At 67.5% G+C, this 19,454-nt stretch carries 17 protein-coding genes; 6 read left to right on the top strand and 11 right to left on the bottom strand.

The genetic code is table 11. From position 1 onward, the window contains the following. Window positions 1–6 precede the first annotated feature (6 nt). The gene (locus FKQ52_RS11865) at window positions 7–885 is read right to left on the bottom strand and encodes a branched-chain amino acid aminotransferase (protein ID WP_141627369.1); all 879 of its coding nucleotides are present in this window, start codon (window positions 883–885) and stop codon (window positions 7–9) included. 88 nt (window positions 886–973) lie between these two features. On the opposite strand from FKQ52_RS11865, the gene FKQ52_RS11870 reads away from it, so the two are divergent. From FKQ52_RS11870 to FKQ52_RS11880, 3 genes are all read left to right on the top strand, one after another. Further along, entirely contained in the window at window positions 974–1,705 is a 732-nt protein-coding gene (locus FKQ52_RS11870; RefSeq protein WP_205750753.1) for a response regulator, read from the top strand. A gap of 130 nt (window positions 1,706–1,835) precedes the next feature. Then, window positions 1,836–3,179 (top strand): HAMP domain-containing sensor histidine kinase, encoded by a 1,344-nt coding sequence (locus FKQ52_RS11875; protein WP_141627371.1) that lies wholly within the window; start codon window positions 1,836–1,838, stop codon window positions 3,177–3,179. 78 nt (window positions 3,180–3,257) lie between these two features. Next, complete coding sequence (locus FKQ52_RS11880; protein WP_141627372.1) at window positions 3,258–3,749, top strand: hypothetical protein; 492 nt, start codon at window positions 3,258–3,260, stop codon at window positions 3,747–3,749. Here the strand turns inward: FKQ52_RS11880 and FKQ52_RS11885 are convergent. From FKQ52_RS11885 to FKQ52_RS11895, 3 genes are all read right to left on the bottom strand, one after another. Beyond that, window positions 3,746–4,546 (bottom strand): pyrroline-5-carboxylate reductase, encoded by an 801-nt coding sequence (locus FKQ52_RS11885; RefSeq protein WP_141627373.1) that lies wholly within the window; start codon window positions 4,544–4,546, stop codon window positions 3,746–3,748. The two genes, FKQ52_RS11880 and FKQ52_RS11885, sit on opposite strands and share 4 nt — an antisense overlap. Window positions 4,547–4,550: 4 nt before the next feature. After that, the gene (locus FKQ52_RS11890) at window positions 4,551–5,054 is read right to left on the bottom strand and encodes a YbjN domain-containing protein (RefSeq protein WP_141627374.1); all 504 of its coding nucleotides are present in this window, start codon (window positions 5,052–5,054) and stop codon (window positions 4,551–4,553) included. A gap of 64 nt (window positions 5,055–5,118) precedes the next feature. After that, a complete protein-coding gene (locus FKQ52_RS11895; RefSeq protein ID WP_141627375.1) occupies window positions 5,119–5,394 on the bottom strand; it encodes an accessory factor UbiK family protein in 276 nt (91 codons plus the stop codon). A gap of 180 nt (window positions 5,395–5,574) precedes the next feature. Here FKQ52_RS11895 and lgt point away from each other — a divergent pair, with 180 nt between their 5' ends. The 3 genes from lgt to pgeF are packed head-to-tail and all read left to right on the top strand — an operon-like array spanning window position 5,575 to window position 8,341. Continuing rightward, window positions 5,575–6,486: a prolipoprotein diacylglyceryl transferase gene (gene lgt / locus FKQ52_RS11900; protein WP_141627376.1), complete on the top strand. Its 912-nt coding sequence runs from the start codon at window positions 5,575–5,577 to the stop codon at window positions 6,484–6,486. After that, a complete protein-coding gene (locus tag FKQ52_RS11905) occupies window positions 6,483–7,568 on the top strand; it encodes a class I SAM-dependent methyltransferase (RefSeq protein WP_141627377.1) in 1,086 nt (361 codons plus the stop codon). Before lgt ends, FKQ52_RS11905 begins: the two co-directional genes overlap by 4 nt. A gap of 2 nt (window positions 7,569–7,570) precedes the next feature. Further along, window positions 7,571–8,341: a peptidoglycan editing factor PgeF gene (gene pgeF / locus FKQ52_RS11910; RefSeq protein ID WP_141627378.1), complete on the top strand. Its 771-nt coding sequence runs from the start codon at window positions 7,571–7,573 to the stop codon at window positions 8,339–8,341. Window positions 8,342–8,552: 211 nt separating this feature from the next. On the opposite strand, the gene lpxC is transcribed toward pgeF, so the two are convergent. From lpxC to FKQ52_RS11945, 7 genes are all read right to left on the bottom strand, one after another. Next, window positions 8,553–9,452: a UDP-3-O-acyl-N-acetylglucosamine deacetylase gene (gene lpxC, locus FKQ52_RS11915; protein ID WP_141627379.1), complete on the bottom strand. Its 900-nt coding sequence runs from the start codon at window positions 9,450–9,452 to the stop codon at window positions 8,553–8,555. Between the two features lie 220 nt (window positions 9,453–9,672). Continuing rightward, window positions 9,673–11,241 carry a cell division protein FtsZ gene (gene ftsZ / locus FKQ52_RS11920; protein WP_141627380.1) on the bottom strand — a complete coding sequence of 523 codons (1,569 nt, stop codon included), beginning with the start codon at window positions 11,239–11,241 and terminating at the stop codon, window positions 9,673–9,675. Between the two features lie 251 nt (window positions 11,242–11,492). Beyond that, window positions 11,493–14,720: a TonB-dependent receptor domain-containing protein gene (locus FKQ52_RS11925; RefSeq protein ID WP_240811639.1), complete on the bottom strand. Its 3,228-nt coding sequence runs from the start codon at window positions 14,718–14,720 to the stop codon at window positions 11,493–11,495. A 355-nt stretch (window positions 14,721–15,075) separates the two neighbouring features. Next, complete coding sequence (ftsA, locus tag FKQ52_RS11930; RefSeq protein ID WP_141627382.1) at window positions 15,076–16,401, bottom strand: cell division protein FtsA; 1,326 nt, start codon at window positions 16,399–16,401, stop codon at window positions 15,076–15,078. Window positions 16,402–16,412: 11 nt separating this feature from the next. Then, window positions 16,413–17,306, bottom strand: coding sequence for a cell division protein FtsQ/DivIB (locus FKQ52_RS11935; RefSeq protein WP_141627383.1), 894 nt, complete (start codon window positions 17,304–17,306; stop codon window positions 16,413–16,415). Then, the gene (locus tag FKQ52_RS11940; protein ID WP_141627384.1) at window positions 17,294–18,232 is read right to left on the bottom strand and encodes a D-alanine--D-alanine ligase; all 939 of its coding nucleotides are present in this window, start codon (window positions 18,230–18,232) and stop codon (window positions 17,294–17,296) included. The genes FKQ52_RS11935 and FKQ52_RS11940 overlap by 13 nt, the downstream gene beginning before the upstream one ends. 91 nt (window positions 18,233–18,323) lie before the next feature. Continuing rightward, window positions 18,324–19,442, bottom strand: coding sequence for a hypothetical protein (locus tag FKQ52_RS11945; RefSeq protein ID WP_141627385.1), 1,119 nt, complete (start codon window positions 19,440–19,442; stop codon window positions 18,324–18,326). Window positions 19,443–19,454 lie beyond the last annotated feature (12 nt).

Consider the following 19,454-nt stretch of genomic DNA (forward strand, 5'->3'; position numbering starts at 1 on the left):
CCCTGATCAGAGCTGGCCGCGGACCAGCTTGCCGTAGTCTTCCATCAGCCCGAGGCTCAGCGCGCCCGGAGTGAAGCGGTACTCGCCGATCTCGCTGACCGGGGTGACTTCCGCGGCGGTGCCGGTCAGGAAGCATTCGCTGAACGTGGCCAGCTCCTCCGGGCGGATGTGGCGCACGACCACCTCGATGCCCTTGGCCTTGGCCATTTCGATCACGGTCTGGCGGGTGATGCCGTCCAGAATGGCGTCGACGGGCGGTGTGTGCAGCACGCCGTCCTGCACGAAGAAGACGTTGGCGCCGGTCGCCTCGGCCACATAGCCGCGCCAGTCCAGCATCATCGCGTCCGAATAGCCGCGCTTCTCGGCGGCGGTCTTGGACATGGTGCAGATCATGTAGAGACCCGCGGCCTTGGCCGCCGACGGGGCGGTCATCGGGTCCGGGCGGCGCCACTTGGCCCACTCCAGCCGAATCCCCTTCGCCTTGGTCTCCGGATCGAAGTAGCTGGGCCACTCCCAAACGGCGATGGCGACGTGGGTTTTGTTGTTGACGGTCGAGACGCTGACCTGTTCAGGCCCGCGATAGGCCACCGGACGCACATAACAGTCCGAAAGCCCCATCTTTTCGCAGGTTTCCTTGCAGGCGGCGTCGATCTCGGCCACGCTGTACGGAAGATCAAAATCAAGAAGGTTCGCGGAACGCTGGAGGCGCTCCGAATGCGGCGTCAGCTTGAAGATTTCGCCGCCATACATACGCTCACCCTCGAATACCGACGAGCCGTAGTGAAGGGCATGGGTCAAAACGTGCGTTTTCGCGTCCCGCCAGGGCACGAAATGCCCGTCCATCCAGATCCAACCATCACGATCGTCGAAAGGAACGAAGGCCATTGAAGAACGTCTCCCGCGAAACTTACCGGTTTAGACCCGCCGGAATCGCTCAGGTCAACGCCTGTTGCGCGTGTGAGGGCGTATCCGCATGACCGATGTTCGCTCCAGCGGCCGTTCGGGCCCGATCGCGGGGCCGGGCGCGGGTCGGCATCTGCTGGTCGTCGATGACGACGACCGCATCCGCGAACTGCTCAAGGAATTCCTGACCCGCGAGGGCTATCGCGTCACCGGCGCCGCCCACGCGGCCGCCGCCAAGCGTCTTGTCGAACTGATCGAGTTCGACCTGATCGTGCTGGACGTGATGATGCCGGGCGAAAGCGGTTTCGACCTGACGACCTGGATTCGCTCCAAGGCCGAAACGTCCAAGACCCCGGTCCTGCTGCTGACGGCCAAGGGCGATCCGGACGACCGGATCGAGGGCCTGTCCCGCGGCGCTGACGACTATATGTCCAAGCCGTTCGACCCGCGCGAACTGGCCCTGCGCATTGACGCCATCCTGCGCCGCACCGGCGGCAAGCCCCTGACCCCGCGCGAGATCAAGCTGGGGCCGGCGGTGTTCGACATGGAGCGGCTGGAACTGTTGAAGGACGGCAAGCCCCAGCGCCTGACCGAGGCCGAGGCCCAGTTGCTGAAAACACTGGCCATCCATGCCCACGCTCCGGTCGAGCGCATGAGCCTGTCGCCCGACACCGCCGACATCACCGGCCGCGCCGTGGATGTTCAGGTCACCCGCCTGCGCCGCAAGCTGGAAGCTGATCCGAAGAACCCGCGCTACCTCCAGACCGTGCGCGGCATCGGCTACATGCTGGCCCCGGACTGATGCACCGCATTCCTCCCCCCTCGGGGGAGGGGGACCGCGAAGCGGTGGAGGGGCGCCGGCCCCGCGCACGCTTCAACACCCCTCCACCATCCTGCGGATGGTCCCCCGCCTCCAGGGAGGAGGAACGGGCATGAGGCTTCTTCCCACCGCTCTGTGGCCGCGCTTTCTGAAGCGGCGTCTGCCGACCTCGCTCTGGGGCCGGTCACTGCTGATCATCGTCCTGCCCGTGCTGGTCATGCAGGTGGCCGTCACCTGGGCCTTCTTCGACATGCACTGGCAGACGGTGACCGCGCGCCTGTCCGACGGTCTGGCGGGCGACATCGCCTGGGCGGTCGAAAGCTATGCTGACGATCCGACGCCCCAGAATCTGGACGTCATCGCCGAGCGGGCCGAGCGTTCCATGTCCCTGTCCATCGTCCTTCAGGAGGGCGAGACCCTGCCGCGCGAGACCCGGCGCGGCACGCTCGGCGTCGTGGACCGGACGCTGGAGGCGGCGCTGCGCAACCGCATCGACCAGCCGGTCTGGTTCGACACCACCCGCTACCCCGCCTACGTAGACATCCGGGTGCAACAGCCGCAAGGGGTGCTGCGCATCATCGCTCCGCGAGAGCGCGCGGTGGCGACCCAGGCCCACATCTTCGTCCTTTGGCTGCTGATCGCCACGGTCCTGCTCATGGGGGTGGCGATCCTGTTCATCCGCAATCAGGTCCGAGCCATCGAACGCCTCGCCGAGGCGGCGGAAGCCTTCGGCCGGGGCGAGCCGCAGGAGCGGTTCAAGCCGTCCGGCGCGCGCGAGGTCCGGGCCGCCGCCCGCGCCTTCATGGACATGCGCGACCGCATCCAGCGCCACATCGACCAGCGCACCGCCCTGCTGGCCTCCGTCAGCCACGATCTGCGCACGCCCCTGACGCGCCTGCGTCTGGAGCTCGCCCTCGCTCCGCCGTTCAAGCGCGCGGACGCCATGCGCGGCGACATGGACGAAATGGAGCATATGATCGACGAGTACCTCGCCTTCGCCCGCGGCGAGGCCGGAGAGGCGGCGCAGGATGTGTCCATCCCCGAGCTTCTCGCCTCCGCCGCCGAAGACGCCCGCCGCGCGGGGGCCGAGGTCGAGGTCATCGCCCCGGACGCCCTGACCGCGCTGGTGCGCCCCCTCGCCTTCAAGCGCGCGATCATCAATCTGGCGGGCAACGCCGCCTCGCACGGCGAGCACGTCCGTCTCAGCGCCCGCCCCCTGCCGTCCGGCGGGCTGGAGATCACGGTCGAGGATGACGGCCCGGGTATCCCGGACGAGATGCACGAGGAAGCCTTCCGCCCGTTCTCGCGCCTCGACGAAAGCCGCAACCAGAACCGCAAGGGCGTGGGGCTGGGACTGGCTATCGCCCGCGACGTGGCGCGCGGTCACGGCGGCGACATCACCCTGGAGCGCAGCGATCTGGGCGGCCTTCGCGCCCTGATCCGCCTGCCGGGCTAGGAACGCCGGTCGTCCATTGCCAAGCCGCGCCATCACGCCCATGTTTCAGGTCAGATCGGGGGCGATCTGGAGACTGCCATGCGTAACCTCGCCTTTATCGTGCCCTTCGCCGTCGCCGCCACGGCCGCCGGCGTCGCGGTCGCCCAGCCGTCGGTGACCGTGACCCTCGGCGAAGATCTGCAAAAGGAAAGCCGCGAGCTCGGCGCCCGGGAGGTGCAACAGCAGGTCGATCAGCTGACCCGCATCGTGTCCCGCGCCATTGCGGAAGATGCTGATCTGGCGGGAGCCCGGGTTGAACTGGTGCTGACCGAGCTGAAACCCAACCGCCCGACCTTTCAGCAGGTCGCTGATCGCCCGGGCATCGACCCTATGCGTAGCATCTCCATCGGCGGCGCGGCGATCGAGGGCCAGATCATAATGGCCGACGGAAGGGTTCAGCCCGTGCGTTACCGCTGGTTCTCGAACAACCTGTCTGACGTTCGCGGCTTCGCGGTCTGGCAGGACGCCGATCGCGCCTATCGCCGCCTCGGGTCGAACATCGCCGCGGGTCGCTACGTCGTCGGCCGTTAAAGGCTCTTCGCCCGCGCCACGGCGGCGCTGACGGCGGCTTCGGCTGCACGCGTCAGGTCGCCGCCGTCGGTCATGGCGTCCAGCCCCGCGCGGGTCGTGCCGCCGGGCGAAGCGATGCGGGCGATCAGGGCGTCCAGTCCCTCGCCCGTCTCCAGCCCCGCCCCTGCCGAGCGCAGGGCCCCGCGCGCCAGTCGCGCCGCCGCCTCGGGCGACAATCCTTGCGCCACACCGGCATCCGCCAGTCCCTGCACGAAAGCATAGATGAAGGCAGGCGCGGATCCGGCCACGGCGGTCGCTGCATCCATCAACGACTCATCCTCCAGCGGCGCCACATCGGCGACCGGCGTGAACAGGGCTTCCGCCGCCGCCCGCGCGCGTGGATCGTCGGACCAGACCGCCGCCACGCCCTGCCCCTGCGCCACCGCCGTGGTGGGCATGACCCGCGCCACCGGTCGAACGGCGACAGCGGCGATATCGGCGGCCTTCACGCCCGCCATCACGGACACGATCACAGCGTCGGGGTTCAGGTGTTCGACCAGCGGCGCCAGCGCGGCTCGCCACATCGCCGGCTTGACCGCCAGCACCACGGTCTTCGCCTGATGCAGATCGCCCGACGGTGGATTGATGCGCGCGCCCTTGGCGCCGGCCGCTTCGGTCGCGGGCTTGGACGAAGGACTGAGAATGATCAGGTCGGTCGCCGCGACCGTATCGGTCGCCAGCCAGCCTTCCAGCATGGACGAACCCAGACGGCCGCAGCCCACCAGGACCACGCCGTCACGGGAAACATCGGATGTCATGGGATCAGGCGGTGCCGACCGTCTCGAACAGGCAGGCGTCGATCGCCTCCTGCGGCTTCTTCGACCCGCGGATCATGAAGTCGAAGGCCGGATAGTAGCGGTCAGCGGCCTCCACGGCGGCGTCGATCATCGACGCGGCCTGCGCCAGCGTCGGACGCTCGCCCAGCGGCAGGGCCAGCGAATGGCGGAAGACGATCTCGCCATCCTCGGCCCAGACCTCGAAATGCCCCATCCAGGTGCGCTGGTTGATCAGGCCGACCAGCTCATAGGCAGCGGCGCGGCGAGCCTTGGACGCCTGCAGGTCCAGGGCGCAGCACAACTGAAGGCAATCCCCTTCCGGACGCCAGGCGAACCACAGCTCGTAGTCCTTCCAGTCACCGGCCAGCGAGAAAGCCAGATCGCCCTCGTCGGTACGATCAAACGGCAGGTTTTCCGCCACCAGCACATGCTCGACCACGTCCAGCGGATCGTAGGGCGTGTCGATTTCTTCGGGCCGAACGGCGTCCATCAAGTCTTCCTTGGGCGCGACTCACGCCCTGTTAAGGAACCGTAGGCGGGTTCGCAGATTCGGCTCAACCGGCTGCGTCCTGAGGGGGAACACTCGCTGTGGACGTTCCCTTGCGAGGCGTTCTGGCGGCCTTCAGGGCGGCGATTTCCTCACGCAAAGCCGTGACTTCCGCCTTCAGCGCATCGAACTCATCGCGGCGGACCAGGTCCATTTCGGCGACGAAGCGATCCGCCTGCGCGCGCATGGCGGTCCGGGCTTCCTCGCCCGCGGTCTGGGCCAGACCCATGGCGCCGGTGGCCAGTTTCGAGAACTCGTCGAGGAAGGGATTTCGGCTTTGCATGGTGTTCAGAGGCTCCGACTCGGACTGATGAGCATGGTTAATGAAGGTTGACCCGATATGGTGAACGAAACCTTGTCATGCTTGCGGCGAAACCGCGCTCGAGGCGTTACTGAAATTTCGGGGACGTGATCGGCGACGCTTGCTAAACCACGCCCCAAGGAAACGCCTTCAGGAGCGCCCGTGCAATTTCCCGAGTTCAATCCGGTGTGGTTCAGCATCGGCCCGCTGGACATTCGCTGGTACGCCCTCGCCTATGTGGCGGGCATCGTTCTGGGCTGGTGGTACGCCGCCCGCATCATCAGGACCGAGCGTCTATGGGCGCCGGGCAAGCCGCCGATCAGCACCCAGCAGCTGGATGATCTGGTCCTGTGGATCACCCTCGGCATCATTCTGGGCGGCCGTCTGGGCTTCGCACTCTTCTATCAGCCGCATCTGTACGGCGACCTGTTCACCGGCGCGAACTGGGGCGAGCGGCTGGCGCTGTTCCGGCTGTGGGACGGCGGCATGTCCTTCCACGGCGGCCTCTTGGGCTGCACCCTCGCGGTGGTCCTGTTCGCCCTGCGCTCGAAGGTCCGCATCCTGACCATCGGCGATATCGCCCTGGCGGCGGCGCCGTTCGGCCTGATGTTCGGGCGTCTGGCCAACTTCATCAACGGTGAACTCTGGGGTCGCGAGACGACGGTTCCGTGGGGCGTCAACTTCTGTAACCAACGCGCCCGCGACATGTACGGCGCGACCTGCGAATACCTCGGTCAGGGCCCCGGCGACGTCGTGCGCCACCCCAGCCAGCTTTATGAAGCCGGCCTCGAAGGCGTCTTCCTGCTGGGCCTGCTGGCCTTCGCCGTCTGGAAATGCGGCCTGCTGCGCAAGCCGGGCTATGCCACCGGACTGTTCCTGCTGGGCTATGGCCTGATCCGCGCCCTGCTGGAGACGGTGCGCCAGCCGGACGTCGGTCTGGATCACCTGCCGTTCGGCCTGACCATGGGCATGATCCTGTCGACGCCGATGATGCTGATCGGCGCCTGGCTGATCTGGCGCGCCTGGAGCCGCCCGCCGGTGGACCGGACGGACGGGGCGCCCGCGGCGTCATGAGCCTGAAGGACCGGCTGGCGCGCGAGATCGCCCTGACGGGACCGATGACGGTCGCCGACTACATGACCCGGTGCCTGCACGATCCGCAGGCCGGCTATTACGCGACCCGCCCCGCCCTCGGCGCGACCGGCGACTTCATCACCGCGCCGATGATCAGCCAGATGTTCGGCGAACTGATCGGTCTGTGGGCTATCGAACTGTGGAACCGGCTGGGCGCGCCCGAGCGGGTGCGGCTGGTCGAGGTTGGCCCCGGCGACGGGACCCTGATGGCCGACGCCCTGCGCGCCGCCCGTCTGGCGCCGGAGTTCCTGGAGGCGGTCGATCTGATCCTGATTGAGCCCAGCGCGCCCCTGCGCGAGGCGCAGGCCCGCATGCTGGCCGACAGCGACGTGCACCCGCGCTGGGTCTCGTCCCTCCAGCAGCTCGAGACCGACGCCCCCGTGATCCTGATCGCCAATGAGGTCCTCGACTGCATGCCCGCCCGCCAGTTCGTGAAGACGGAGGATGGCTGGGCCGAGCGCTGCGTGGGCGTGACCGACGCCGAGAACGGCGCGGGCGATCTGCAGTTCGGGCTCGTGCGGATCACCGGCGGCTTCAAACGCCCGGACTTCGAGGTCGCGCCGGGCCAGACCATCGAGATTTCGGACCAGCAGGCCATCTTCGGTCGCGATCTGGCCAACCTGCTGAAGGCCGCCGACGGCGCCGCACTGCTGATCGACTACGGCCGCGCAAGACCCGAGGCCGGAGATACCCTTCAGGCCCTGAAACGTCACCAGAAGGTCGATCCGCTGGCTGAGCCCGGTGAGGCCGATCTGACCCAGTGGGCTGACTTCCCCACCGTGCAGGAAGCCGCCGTGCATGCGGGCGCCGGCGTGACCGGCTGTCTGGGTCAGGGCGAGTTCCTGAAGCTGCTTGGCATCGAGGCTCGCGCCGACCGGCTGAAGTCCGGCCGCCCGGACGCCGCCCCGATCATCGAGCGCCAACTGGCCCGCCTGACAGACGACGACCAGATGGGAACCCTGTTCAAGGCCTGCGCGATCTTCTCTCCGCACACCCTGGTCGTGCCGGGATTCGAGGAGTGACCATGTCGCTGGAACCGATCACCCATCCCCTGCTGGACCGCGCGGGCGTCCGCCACGGGTTCTTCACCCGGCAGGGCGGTGTCTCGACCGGTATCTACGACAGCCTCAACGCCGGGCTGGGCTCCACCGACGATCCAGCCGCCGTGGCCGAGAACCGCCGCCGCATCGCTGCCCACTTGGGCGGGACGCCGGACGACATCGCCGCCTGCTACCAGATCCACTCCGCCGTCTGCCGGGTGGCCGAGGCGGGCTGGAAGGGCGAGCGGCCCGAGGGCGACGCCGTCGCCACCGCCGCGCCCGGCGTCATCTGCGGCGTCCTTACCGCCGACTGCGCCCCTGTCCTGCTGGCCGATCCGGACGCCGGCGTCGTCGGCGCGGCCCACGCGGGCTGGAAGGGCGCGTTGGGCGGGGTCGTCCATTCCACCGTCGCCGCCTTGGAGGCGCTCGGCGCGCGTCCGGCGAACATCGTCGCCGTGGTCGGCCCCTGCATCGGTCAGGCGTCCTATCAGGTCGGCGCCGATTTCGAGGAACGCTTCGCCCACCACGATCCGGGCAGCGAGCGCTTCTTCATCCCCGCCGGGGCTCCGGACAAACGCCTGTTCGACCTGCCCGGCTTCGTCCTGTGGCGTCTGGAGCAGGCGGGCGTGGGTCAGGCCGCATGGACCGGCCACGACACCCGCGCCGACGAGGTGCGGTTCTTCTCGAACCGCCGCGCCTTCCTGAACGGGGAGCCCGACTTCGGCCGCCTGATGAGCGCGATCAGCCTGGGCTAGCCTGTCCCCCCCCCGTTGCGGAGCAATGCCGAGTCGCAGGCCATGACCTACGGCGCAGCGGACGGACACGGCCCGCGCCGTCGCCGTCGTCTCTCAAATCACAGGAAGCCGTCGTCGAAATCACCGAGAATTCGTCGTCGAAATCACCGAGAATTCGTCGCCGAAATCACCGAAAATTCGTCGTCGAATTCTCGCCAACCCTAACGGGTGTTCAGCCTGCCATCGCCATCTGCGGCACGCGGGTCACGACGCGCCAGGCCTGCGGGTTGGCCAGCAGTTCCCGGACCAGCAGGTTGTTGATCGCGTGACCGGCCCTCACGCCCTCGTAGCGGCCAAGCAGGGGCGCGCCGAGCACGTACAGGTCGCCTATAGCGTCCAGCGCCTTGTGCTTCACGAACTCGCGCTCCATGCGCAGCCCGCCCGGGTTCAGGATCTGGTCGCCGTCGATGACCACGGCGTTCTCCAGCGAGCCGCCACGGGCCAGACCGGCCTTGCGCAGGGCCTCGACCTCATGGGCGAAGCCGAAGGTGCGGGCGGCCATGATCTCGTCGCGGAAGGTCTGCTCATCGACCACGAAGTCCACGACCTGATTGCCGATGACCGGGGTGGCGAAGTCGATCTCGAACCGCATCTCGTAACGGTCGCAGGGCAGCAGGACGGCGGACTTGTCGCCCTCCTGAACCCGGATCGGCTCCAGAATCTCGATGTACTCGACCGGGGCTTCCTGCTTGCGGAAGCCCGCGCGGTCCAGCAGCTGCACGAACTGCAGGGCCGAACCGTCCAGGATCGGCAGTTCGGGGCCGTCCACCTCGACCACGGCGTTCGACACGCCCAGCGCGGCGAAGGCGGCCATCAGGTGCTCGATGGTCGACAGGCGAACGCCGGCGGCGTTCTCGATCATGGTGTTCAGGCGGGCGTCGACCACGGCCTCGCCCGTCACCGGGATGCGGTTGTCGCGGTCAGTGATGTCGGTGCGGACGAAGACGATGCCCGTGCCGACCGGCGCCGGGCGCACGGCCAGACGCACGCGGTCGCCCGTGTGCACGCCCACGCCGGCGATGATCGCGGGCGCGATGGTCGTCTTCTGAAGATGGTCGTGACGGACCGACAAACTCAAACTCTCTTCATCTTGCGCCCCGCCTCTCTGTGCGGAGTTCGCCCCACGCCTTGGTTACCGATCTCTTCGCAACCGCGAAATGAAAGTCGGGTTTCGGATTGTTTCGGCCTGAAACAGAGGAGGCCTGAGGGCTAAAGAGACGAGCGTTGAGGCGAAAGAAGAAGGGGCGGCCCCTGCGGACCGCCCCTCGAACCTTTACCCTTGAACCCTGGTCCTAGTTCGCCAGCCGGCGCAGGAAGGACGGGATTTCCAGATCGTCTTCGGCCTGGCCCAGCTCCGGCTCGATGGTCGGCTGGGTCTGACTGGTGTGACGCATTTCCGTCTGACGGTTGCCGGACGGCGGATAGGTGGGCTGCTGACGCTTCTTGCCAAACAGGCTCCAGCCGCTCTTGCGGTGGTCCCGGTCGTCATAGCCGTCGTCATAGGCCGGTTCCGGACGCGGGGCGGGCTCGGGAGCCGGCGCGCGTTCCATGTACAGGTCGCCCTGGGCTTGCGGCGCCTTCTCGGCGGCCGGACGCGGATTGTTCTCGTACTCCTCGACCCACGGATCGACGATCGGCTCCAGCGTGCGCTCTTCAGCGACGTGGATAACCGGCTCGGGCTTGGGCTCCGGCGCGCGCGCTACCGCGCCGTAAGCCGGCTGAGCGGGCTGAAAGGTGGGGACGATCGGAGCCTCTTCGACGCGGGCGCGGACCGGCTCGGCGGCGCGAACGGGCTCCGAACGCACCGGCTCGGAAGCGCGCGGAGCGAAGGCCGGGGCCGGGCGACGCGTGTCGAAGGTCGCCGAACCCGAAGAGGGCGGCGCCTTGGCGGCGGCGGTGTCTTCCATGCCGGTCGCCACGACCGACACGCGGATCTTGCCGTCCAGGGCCGGATCGAAGGCGGCGCCGAAGATGATGTTGGCGTCCGAATCCACTTCGCCGGCGATGGCGTTGGCGGCCTCGTCGACTTCCAGCAGGGTCATGTCCATGCCGCCGGTGATGTTCACCAGCACAGCCTTGGCGCCCTTCAGCGAGGTCTCGTCCAGCAGGGGGTTGGCGATGGCGTTCTGGGCCGCCATCAGGGCGCGGTCGTCGCCCGAGGCCTCGCCGGTGCCCATCATCGCCTTGCCCATCTCGGACATGACGGCGCGGACGTCGGCGAAATCGAGGTTGATCAGGCCCGGCAGGATCATCAGGTCGGTGATCGAGCGCACGCCAGAGTGCAGGACCTGATCGGCCATGCCGAAGGCGTCGGCGAAGGTCGTGCGCTCGTTGGCGACGCGGAACAGGTTCTGGTTCGGAATGACGATCAGGGTGTCGACGTAGCGCTGCAGCTCGGCGATGCCGGCCTCGGCCAGACGCATGCGGTGACGGCCTTCAAAGGTGAAGGGCTTGGTCACGACGCCGACGGTCAGGATGCCGCGATCACGGGCGCATTTGGCGATGACGGGGGCCGCGCCGGTGCCGGTGCCGCCGCCCATGCCACAGGTGATGAAGACCATGTGGGCGCCGTCCAGGTGCCCGAAGATTTCCTCGGCGGATTCCTCGGCGGCGTTCATGCCGACTTCGGGGTGCGCGCCGGCGCCCAGTCCCTGGGTGATGGTCTCACCCAGCTGGATGCGGCGGTCGGTCTTGGCGAAGGAGAGGTGTTGCGCGTCGGTGTTGGCGACCACGAACTCGACACCTTCCAGACCGGCGTCGATCATGTTGTTGACGGCATTGCCGCCCGCGCCGCCGACGCCGAACACGACGATCCGGGGCTTCAGTTCCGTAGCTTGCGGACGCACCAGCGAGAGAGACATTTTTCCGACCCTAATTCCGACCCTGCCCTTGCAGTCCCGATGCGAAATCCCCGCCGAATCGCATTGGTTATGAGCGCGTTAAGGAAGCGCCCGAACTGCTTAAGGGAGTGTTACCGGATAGGCTGAGTCGGGTCGGAGGCCACGGAAATCGTTAACCTTGGCCGCAAAATCCCGGCCGCGTCCGCCGCCGCGCAACGAAAAGGGGCGGCCCTCGCGAGCCGCCCCTTCCGTCTTGTGTCGTCTGCTCGTTCTTAGAACGGGCGGTAATTCAGGCCCACGAAGAAGCGCGTGCCGTAGGGGTCGAAGTTGCTGTACGTCGTCGTGCCCAGGTAGGCGGGCTGTTCGGCGTCGAACGCGTTGACCACACCGAAGCGGATCGACAGGTCGTCCCGGAGGTTCGCACGGACCGTGAAGTCATGGCGGGCGAAGTCGCCGGTGTCGTAGGTGTCATACGGACGAGAGTCCAGGTTGGACATCTGGTCGCGGATGCGAGCGCTGTTCTGGGCCGTCTGCCAGTCCATCGACCAGTTGACGCTCCAGGTGTCGTTCGGAACCCAGGTCAGCGACGAGGTGAAGCGAACGCGGGGGTAGAAGACGCCGGCCGACAGTTCGGTGAAGCTGGCGGCGTTCGCCGGGTCCAGGAACTGCTTCTGCTCGATCAGCCAGAGGCCGCCCAGGCTGTAGTTGAAGCGGCCCAGGTTCCAGCCGAAGGCTTCTTCGGTGTCCAGCGAGTAACGCAGGGTGAAGTCCAGACCACGCGTCTGAAGCGCCGCGTAGTTGATCGAGCTCTGGATGAAGCCGCCGATCGGATCGCCCGAAGCGGCGCCGAGGTAGAACTCACGGCCCGGGGTCGGGTCGTTGCGGAACAGCAGACCGCAGGTTTGCGGGTCCAGGGTCGGTCCGTTGACGCAGAGGTTGGACATCGTCTGGGCGCTGACCGACGCGATAACGTCGGTGATCTCGATTTCATAGTAGTCGAGGATCAGCTGCAGGTTCGGGAACATCCGCGGTTCCAGCGCCACCGAGAAGGTGAAGCTTTCCGATTCTTCCGGACGGAGGTTGGCGTTGCCGCCGCTGACGCCCGCGATACCCGACGAATAGATCGGGTTGAAGTCGTCGGTGTTGGTCGCCGTCGTGCCCGCGAAATCGTAGGCCAGAGCGGTGCCGTTGGCGGCGTTGTACTGGTTCAGCAGCGCCTGGCAGTTGGCAATCCGGTTGGTGCGAATTTCCGTGTTCTGGGCGGCGATGTTCAGCGTCGCGCAGGGATCAACGTAGCCGTTGGCGAAGGTCTGGCTGAAGGGCGAGAAGTTCTCACCCAGGTTCGGCGCGCGGAACGAGGTGTTCAGGCTGGCCTTGAAGGTGATGTCGCGGATCGGGCGATACACGAAGTTCACGCCGTAGACATCGCCGTCGCCGGCGGTGGTGTAGTCGAAGGCGCGGTACGAACCGCTCACTTCGGCGTACTCACCCAGCCAGCTGTCGCGGACCAGCGGCAGCGAAAGTTCGGCGAACCACTCTTCCGACTCGTACTCCGCGCCGAGGAAGTCAGCACCGGTGTTGAGGAACAGCAGACGGTCGCCCGTCGTGGCGCTGCGGCCGACACCTTCGGTGTACTCGCGACGCCATTCGGCGCCGACGGCGACGCCGATCGCGCCGGCGCCCCAGAAGTCCCACAGCTGGCCGGAGATGGCGCCGATGGCCTGCTCCTGCTGGTTGACGTGGCTGACGGTGATCGCCGCATCGACATAGGCCAGGGCGGCTTCGCTCTGGTTGCCGGCGCCGAAGACGTTGAGCGGAACGCACTCGTTCAGGGCGCGCGTGCCTTCAACGCTGTCGGTCAGCAGACCGCCGCGGAAGTAGTCGTCCAGATCGCCGGAGGTGGCCTGGATCAGCTTGGCGCGGCAGACGATCTCGCCCGGACGGCCGTTGACGGCGCCCGCGGTGTCGACCACGGCGTCAGCCGCGAGGGCGAAGCGCTGAACGTCAACGCCACGCTCGACGTTCTCGTTGCGGGCCTCGCCGTTCACATACGACAGATCCCAGTTGATGTTCTTGATGAAGGCCAGCTGGTCGAAGCCGCCGTTCAGGCCGATCACATAGCGCTCGACTTCGCGGTGGTTGTCCTGGGTGCGATCCGGACCGAACATCGAGTGACGGGCCCAGGCGCGAGCCTGCGTCAAGGCCGGCGTGCCGGGCGTGGTCGCGTTGGCGGTGTAGTTGGTGACAGTGTTCGCCTGGATCGCCGCACGGACGTTGGCCGGCAGATAGGCGTTGTCCAGACGCAGGTCGAACTGGCTGGTCGCCCGGATCGGGTTGGTCCAGTTCGCGGCATAGCTGCCGTCGTGCAGGAAGATGTCGAAGAAGGTCGGCTGGCTGATGTCGAAGGTGTCTTCCTCGACGTACTTGTATTCAGCCGTCAGACCGATGTTCTCGGTGATCGCGAAGTTCGCGCCGACCTGATAGCGGGCCGAGGTCGATTCCGGAACGCGGCTGTCCTGACCGAAGCGCGAGGGATTCTCGCCGTCACCGCCGATGTTCAGGGTGCGGTTGGAGCCGACGTTGCCGATGCGCTGGCCGAAGTTGGCGAGGCGGGCGGTGGTGCCTTCATAGACGTAGGTCTTGAGCGGATCCAGCGAGTAGCAGTTGGCGCTGGTCAGAGCGGTACAGCTGGCCAGCGGCACATCCGGGTCGTTCAGCGGGCTGGGCTGCTGCGAGTTGGCGAGCGTGGTCTGACCCCAACGCGGACGCGACAGGGTGGTCAGGCCGCTGAACACGGCGCTGTCCAGCATGCCGTCGTTCGGGGCGTTGGTCGGGTCGGCGTCGATACCGACCAGGGCGCGCGAGTCACGCAGCCAGTCGATGTCCATCGACTCGACCATGTCGATGTCTTCGTACTCGGCGAAGCCGTACAGGTTCAGACGATCATCCAGCAGGTTGATGCCGCCCAGCACCGAGATACGCTTGTTGGCCTGACCGGCCTGGTTGATCATGCCGTAGTTGGCGTCGATCTCGAGACCCTCGAAGTCACGACGCAGGGTGAAGTTCAGCACGCCCGAGACGGCGTCAGCGCCGTAAACCGACGAGGCGCCGCCGGTGACGATTTCGATGTTCTCGATCAGCAGACGCGGGATCGAGTCGACGTCAACGGCCAGGTTGCCCTGGGCGGCGCCGACGTGACGACGACCGTCGACCAGCACCAGGGTGCGGCCGGTGCCGAGCGAGCGGAGGTTGGCGAACGACAGGCCGCCGTCGTTGAGGTTGGAGCCGGTGGTGTCCGACGGAACCAGCGAGTTCGACAGGGCGGGAATGGTCGCCAGGTAGTCGATGATGGTCGTCTGGCCGGTGGTCTGCAGCTGCTCGCCGGTGACCTGGATCAGCGGGGTCGGCGAGTTGACCGGGTCACGACGGATACGCGAACCGGTGACGACGACGTCGTCGATCTGGGTCGCGGACTGGTCCGCCTGGCCCTGAACGCTCACGCCCGGGAGCTGGCTCTGCGCGAAGGCCGGAGCCGCCAAAGCCATGACCCCGGCCAGGATCGTAGTGCCAAAGAGATACTTGCGCTTGATTAGCATGTGTTGGGCCCCAACCGATAAAGGATGCAAGACGCCGCGCCCCGATTGAAGTCGGGACACTGCTTCGGATTCCACGCTAGCAGCAAAGATGGCCTCCACAAGGGATTGTGGCGGCTTGGCGACCACGGAAGACCCGTGTTGTTACAATCTGGACACAGTCTCGCCATGCAGGCGAGAAAAACGGGCGAACGGAGGCCGGATAACGGCCAAACGCGCGACGTTATCCGGATTTAGCCCGCCAAATGGGGCTTTCAGCGCCTTAAAGGTTGTCGCGCAGCCAGCCCGCGGCGCGCGCCACCAAGCCGCCCGTGTGAGCGCGGGGCGCATCCGCTGCGGTAATCTGACGCGACATGAGTTTCCGCGCCGACACCGCCTCGCGTGGACCGTAGGCGGCGCGCAGCAATACGCCCGCCGCCGAGCAGAAGGCCGGCCCGGAGGCGGCGTCCGCGAGGTGAGGCGCGCGCTGGGGCTTGCCGAGTCGCACGGGGCGATCAAACACCCGCACCGCCATTTCGCAGACGCCGTTCAGCTGGCTGGCGCCGCCGGTCAGCACCAGACCGGCGCCGGGCTCAAGCCCCACGCCCGCGGCGCGCAGCCGGTCGCGCAGAAGTTCCAGCGTCTCCTCGACGCGCGGCGCGATGACGGTCTTCAGCATGGCGCGCGGCACCACGACCGGGCTGGCCGACGGGTCCTCGCCGCGCGGCGGGGCCTCCAGCATCTCGCGATCCTCATTGGCCGAGGCCATGGCCGAGCCGTGCAGGGTCTTGAGTCGCTCGGCGCCCGCGCGCGAGGTCGACAGACCGCGGGCGATGTCCGCCGTGACGTGATCGCCGCCGACATTGAGCGATTCGATGTGCAGCAGGCTGCGCCCGCCCCACACCGCCGCCGAGGTGGCGCCGCCGCCCATATCGATGCAGACGCAGCCGAGGTCCATCTCGTCGTCTTCCAGCGCCGCCAGCGACGACGCCACCGGCGCGGCGACCACGCCCTGCAGATCAAGGTGGGCGAGTTCCAGACAGTGGCTCAGGGCCGTGAAGGCGCTCTCGGCCATCGACACGACCAGCAGATCGAGCCCCAGCGAGTGACCGCGCATGGAGCGGGGATCACGCACGCCGCGCGCGCCGTCCACCGACCAGGCGATCGGCAGCACGTGGATCGGGCGGCGGCTGGGCAGGCGAATCTGGGCCAGCGCCATCGCGATGGCGCGCGCCAGATCGCCGTCGCCGACCGGGTTCTGCCCCAGCGAGACGCGCGACTGCACCCGGTGGCTGGCCATCTGGCCGATCGCCGTGGTCACGACGACGCCCGCGACGGGCGCGCCGGCGGCCCGCTCGGCGCGTTCGACGGCGTGGCCGATGGCCTGCGCGGCCTCATCCATGCTGATGATCCCGCCGCCGCGAATGCCGCGCGACTGCACATGGCCCGCGCCCGCGACCCGGATTGTCCGGTCCGCGTGGCGCACGCCCTCGGGCTTCATGATGAAGCAGCCGACCTTGGACTGACCCAGATCCAGCGCGGCCACCACGGGCGCGCGGCTCGATGCGCCACGACCATCAACAGCCTTGTCCAGACTCCGCCCGGCCATACCCTGCCCTCTCAAGCTTTACCGTTGTCGGACGAGGGCCGGACGGCGACCTCTTCCGGTGTTCTCAGATCAATCCGGGCGAAGCCCAGCTCCAGCAGCCGGCGGCGCTGGTCCATCTCATCCAGCTGGATGAGGGCCGCGTCCTGGTTCAGGGCGGGCAGCTGGATCAGGCTGCCGTCCTTCAGACGCAGGTCCCAGCGGCGCTCGTCCACGCGCACCAGAGCCTCGACTCGGCTCATCAGACGCGGGCGCTGGGCGACCAGCGGCAGGATTTCAGCCGCCGCCTGTTCGGCGCCCACGCCCACCACCAGCGGCAGGCCCGGGTAGCGACCGGCGTCGGCGCCCTGGATGACCCGGCCTTGCCCGTCGATGACCTGATTGCGGCCCGCCACCTGCCAGATCGCCAGCCGGTCGTGTTCCACCACATGTACGATCAGGGTGTTGGGCAGCAGGCGAACCACCCGCGCCGACTTGACCCAGCCCACGCCCTCGACCCGCTGGCGCACGGCGTCCAGATCAATGGAGGTGATCGGCTGACCGGGCGCCAGTTGCACGGCCCGCTGGATCGCGACGGTCGCCTCGGCGCTCTCGCCCTCGATGAACACCTTGTCCAGCTTGAAGCCCATGCCGACGGTCAGGCCGTCGATCCCGCGGCCCACCGAGGCGCCGATCCGGTCAGCCCGCGCACCCGTGGCCAGCACGCCGCCGAGCAGCAGGACGCCCGCCGCGATCGAGATCACCACCGCGCGCGGCGACAGGTCCAGACGGCCGATGGCGGCCACCTTTCCGGGGATGGGCGAAGCATTGCGGGGCGCGCGACCGCGCCCTCCGTTCCGGGGCGCCGCGCCGCGTTTTGCGGTCTGGCCTGAACTCTGTCGCCGACCGCCGCGAACTACCGCGGGCATGAGGCGTCCTCCACCATCCACCGGACAAGGTCTTTGTATTCCAACCCGCAATAGGCGGCCTGCTCGGGAACGAGGGAGGTCGGCGTCATGCCGGGCTGGGTGTTGACCTCCAACAGGACCAGATCGTCCTTAACATCGTCATAACGGAAGTCGGATCGGCTAACGCCCCGGCAACCAAGCGCCTTGTGCGCCAGCTCGGCCTCGCGCAGCGCGCGCTCGAAAACGGCGGGCGGCAGGTCGGCCGGAAGCTTGTGGACAGATCCGCCCGGAGCGTACTTGGCCTCATAGTCATAGAAGCCCTTCACCGGCGTAATGTCGGTCACGGTCAGGGCGCGCGGGCCAGAGGCCTCGCCGATCACGGTGACGCACAGCTCCTTGCCGGCGATATAGGGCTCGACCATCACCTCCTCGCCATAGGTCCAGTCGGGCGCGCCGACCTCGGTCTGCGGACCGTTGGCGCCTTCCGGCACCAGATAGACCCCGACTGACGACCCCTCGGCGTTCGGCTTGATCACATACGGGGGCGGGATGACGTGACGGCTGGCCACCTCACGCCGGTCGAACAGCCCGCCGCCCGGCACCACCACGCCCGCGGCGCGCAGGACGGACTTGGTCTTGTCCTTGTCCATCGTCAGGGCCGAGGCCAGCAGACCGGAGTGGGTATAGGGAATCCGCAGGGTCTCGAGGATGCCCTGCACGCAGCCGTCCTCGCCCCATTCGCCGTGCAGGGCGTTCAGCACCACGTCGGGCTTCAGCTCGGTCAGCACCTGGGCCAGGTCACGGCCCGCATCCACACGGCTGACCTTGGCCACCTGCCCTTCAAGCGCGTCGGCGCAGCCCTTGCCGGAACTCAGCGACACCTCGCGCTCGGACGACAGCCCGCCCATCAGGACGGCGACATGAAGCTCTGCGAGGGGACGGGTCATGATCGGCTCCGGAACGCTCAACGCATGACGCGAACGTCCTTAACAGCCTGTCAACTTAACCCACGATCTCGCTGTTCTTCGGGGATGCCCTTCAGGAGGCCGTAGGGTCGACCGAATAGATGTAGACGCCGGTGCACGGGAAGCGGGCCTCGGCCGTGTATTCGACGGGGCGCAAGCCCCCCGGAATCCGGCCCGCGGGAACGATGTCATCGCGCATCGTCATGTCCGGCATCATCCGTCCCGAGAGGTCGAAGGAGCCGAGATACAGCGCCTCTCCCGCCCGCGCGTCGAAGGCCATCGTTCCTTGGCAGAAGCTCCAGGCCATGTCGGTGCGGGCCATTCCCGTCAGACGCCAGCGGCCCGGCGGCAGGCGGTAGGCATAGACACCGACACGTGGCCGTCCGCGCTCGACCGTCCTGTCATTGAGGGAGGGCGCGAACAGGTTCGAACGTTGATCAATCCACGCCGGAGTGGAGGCATCCGGCCCGAGCCGCTCGAAGACCAGAATATCGGCGCTGAAGCGGATATCGCCAGTCATCCGAATGAACACCAGCGCGCTGTCATCCGTGACGCGGATATCCCGCGGTCGCAGCGGGTCCAGCGGCAGGGCGTCGAGCGAGGGGCGTGGCAGGTCCGGGATCGGCGGCCAGCTGATCAGGCCCCGACTGGCGGTCATCCCGCCTTCCAGACTCAGGGATACGCCCTCGACGAATTCGGCTCCGGAGAAGCGGTCACTGGCGCCGTTCATGGCGTCATTGGTGAACCAGCGCGTCATCGTCCCGATGGGCCGTTCCGCGCCGACCATCCGGGCCAGCGCCATACGCAGGCTATCACGTTCACGGAGCAGAGGGAGCAGCGGAGCCGCCTCCGCTTCGCTCAGACTCATGATGGTCCACCGATTGGCGACCATGCAGTTCTCTATATTAACCCGACGCCCCGCGCGATTGCGGCGAAGGTCGTAGCCCACGCCCGCGATGCCCAGCGCCGGGTTGATCAGGACAAGGGCGTTGCCGCCGCTGGCCGGCTGGGCCGTTCTTTGGGCATCGGCGACACACTGGGCCAATTGGGTGTCGTGATCCTCAAGGCTGGCGCCGGCCTTGTGGTAGTAGGCCGCGCCCGGCGTGGTCCGGGTCATCACGAATTGCGCCGCCGCCGGTTGGGCGACGAGCAGCGCCACGGCGCCGACAACGGCGCTGAACAGGAATTTCATGGGAGCCCCCTC

The sequence above is a fragment of the Brevundimonas sp. M20 genome (genome assembly GCF_006547065.1).
Classification (GTDB): Bacteria; Pseudomonadota; Alphaproteobacteria; order Caulobacterales; family Caulobacteraceae; genus Brevundimonas.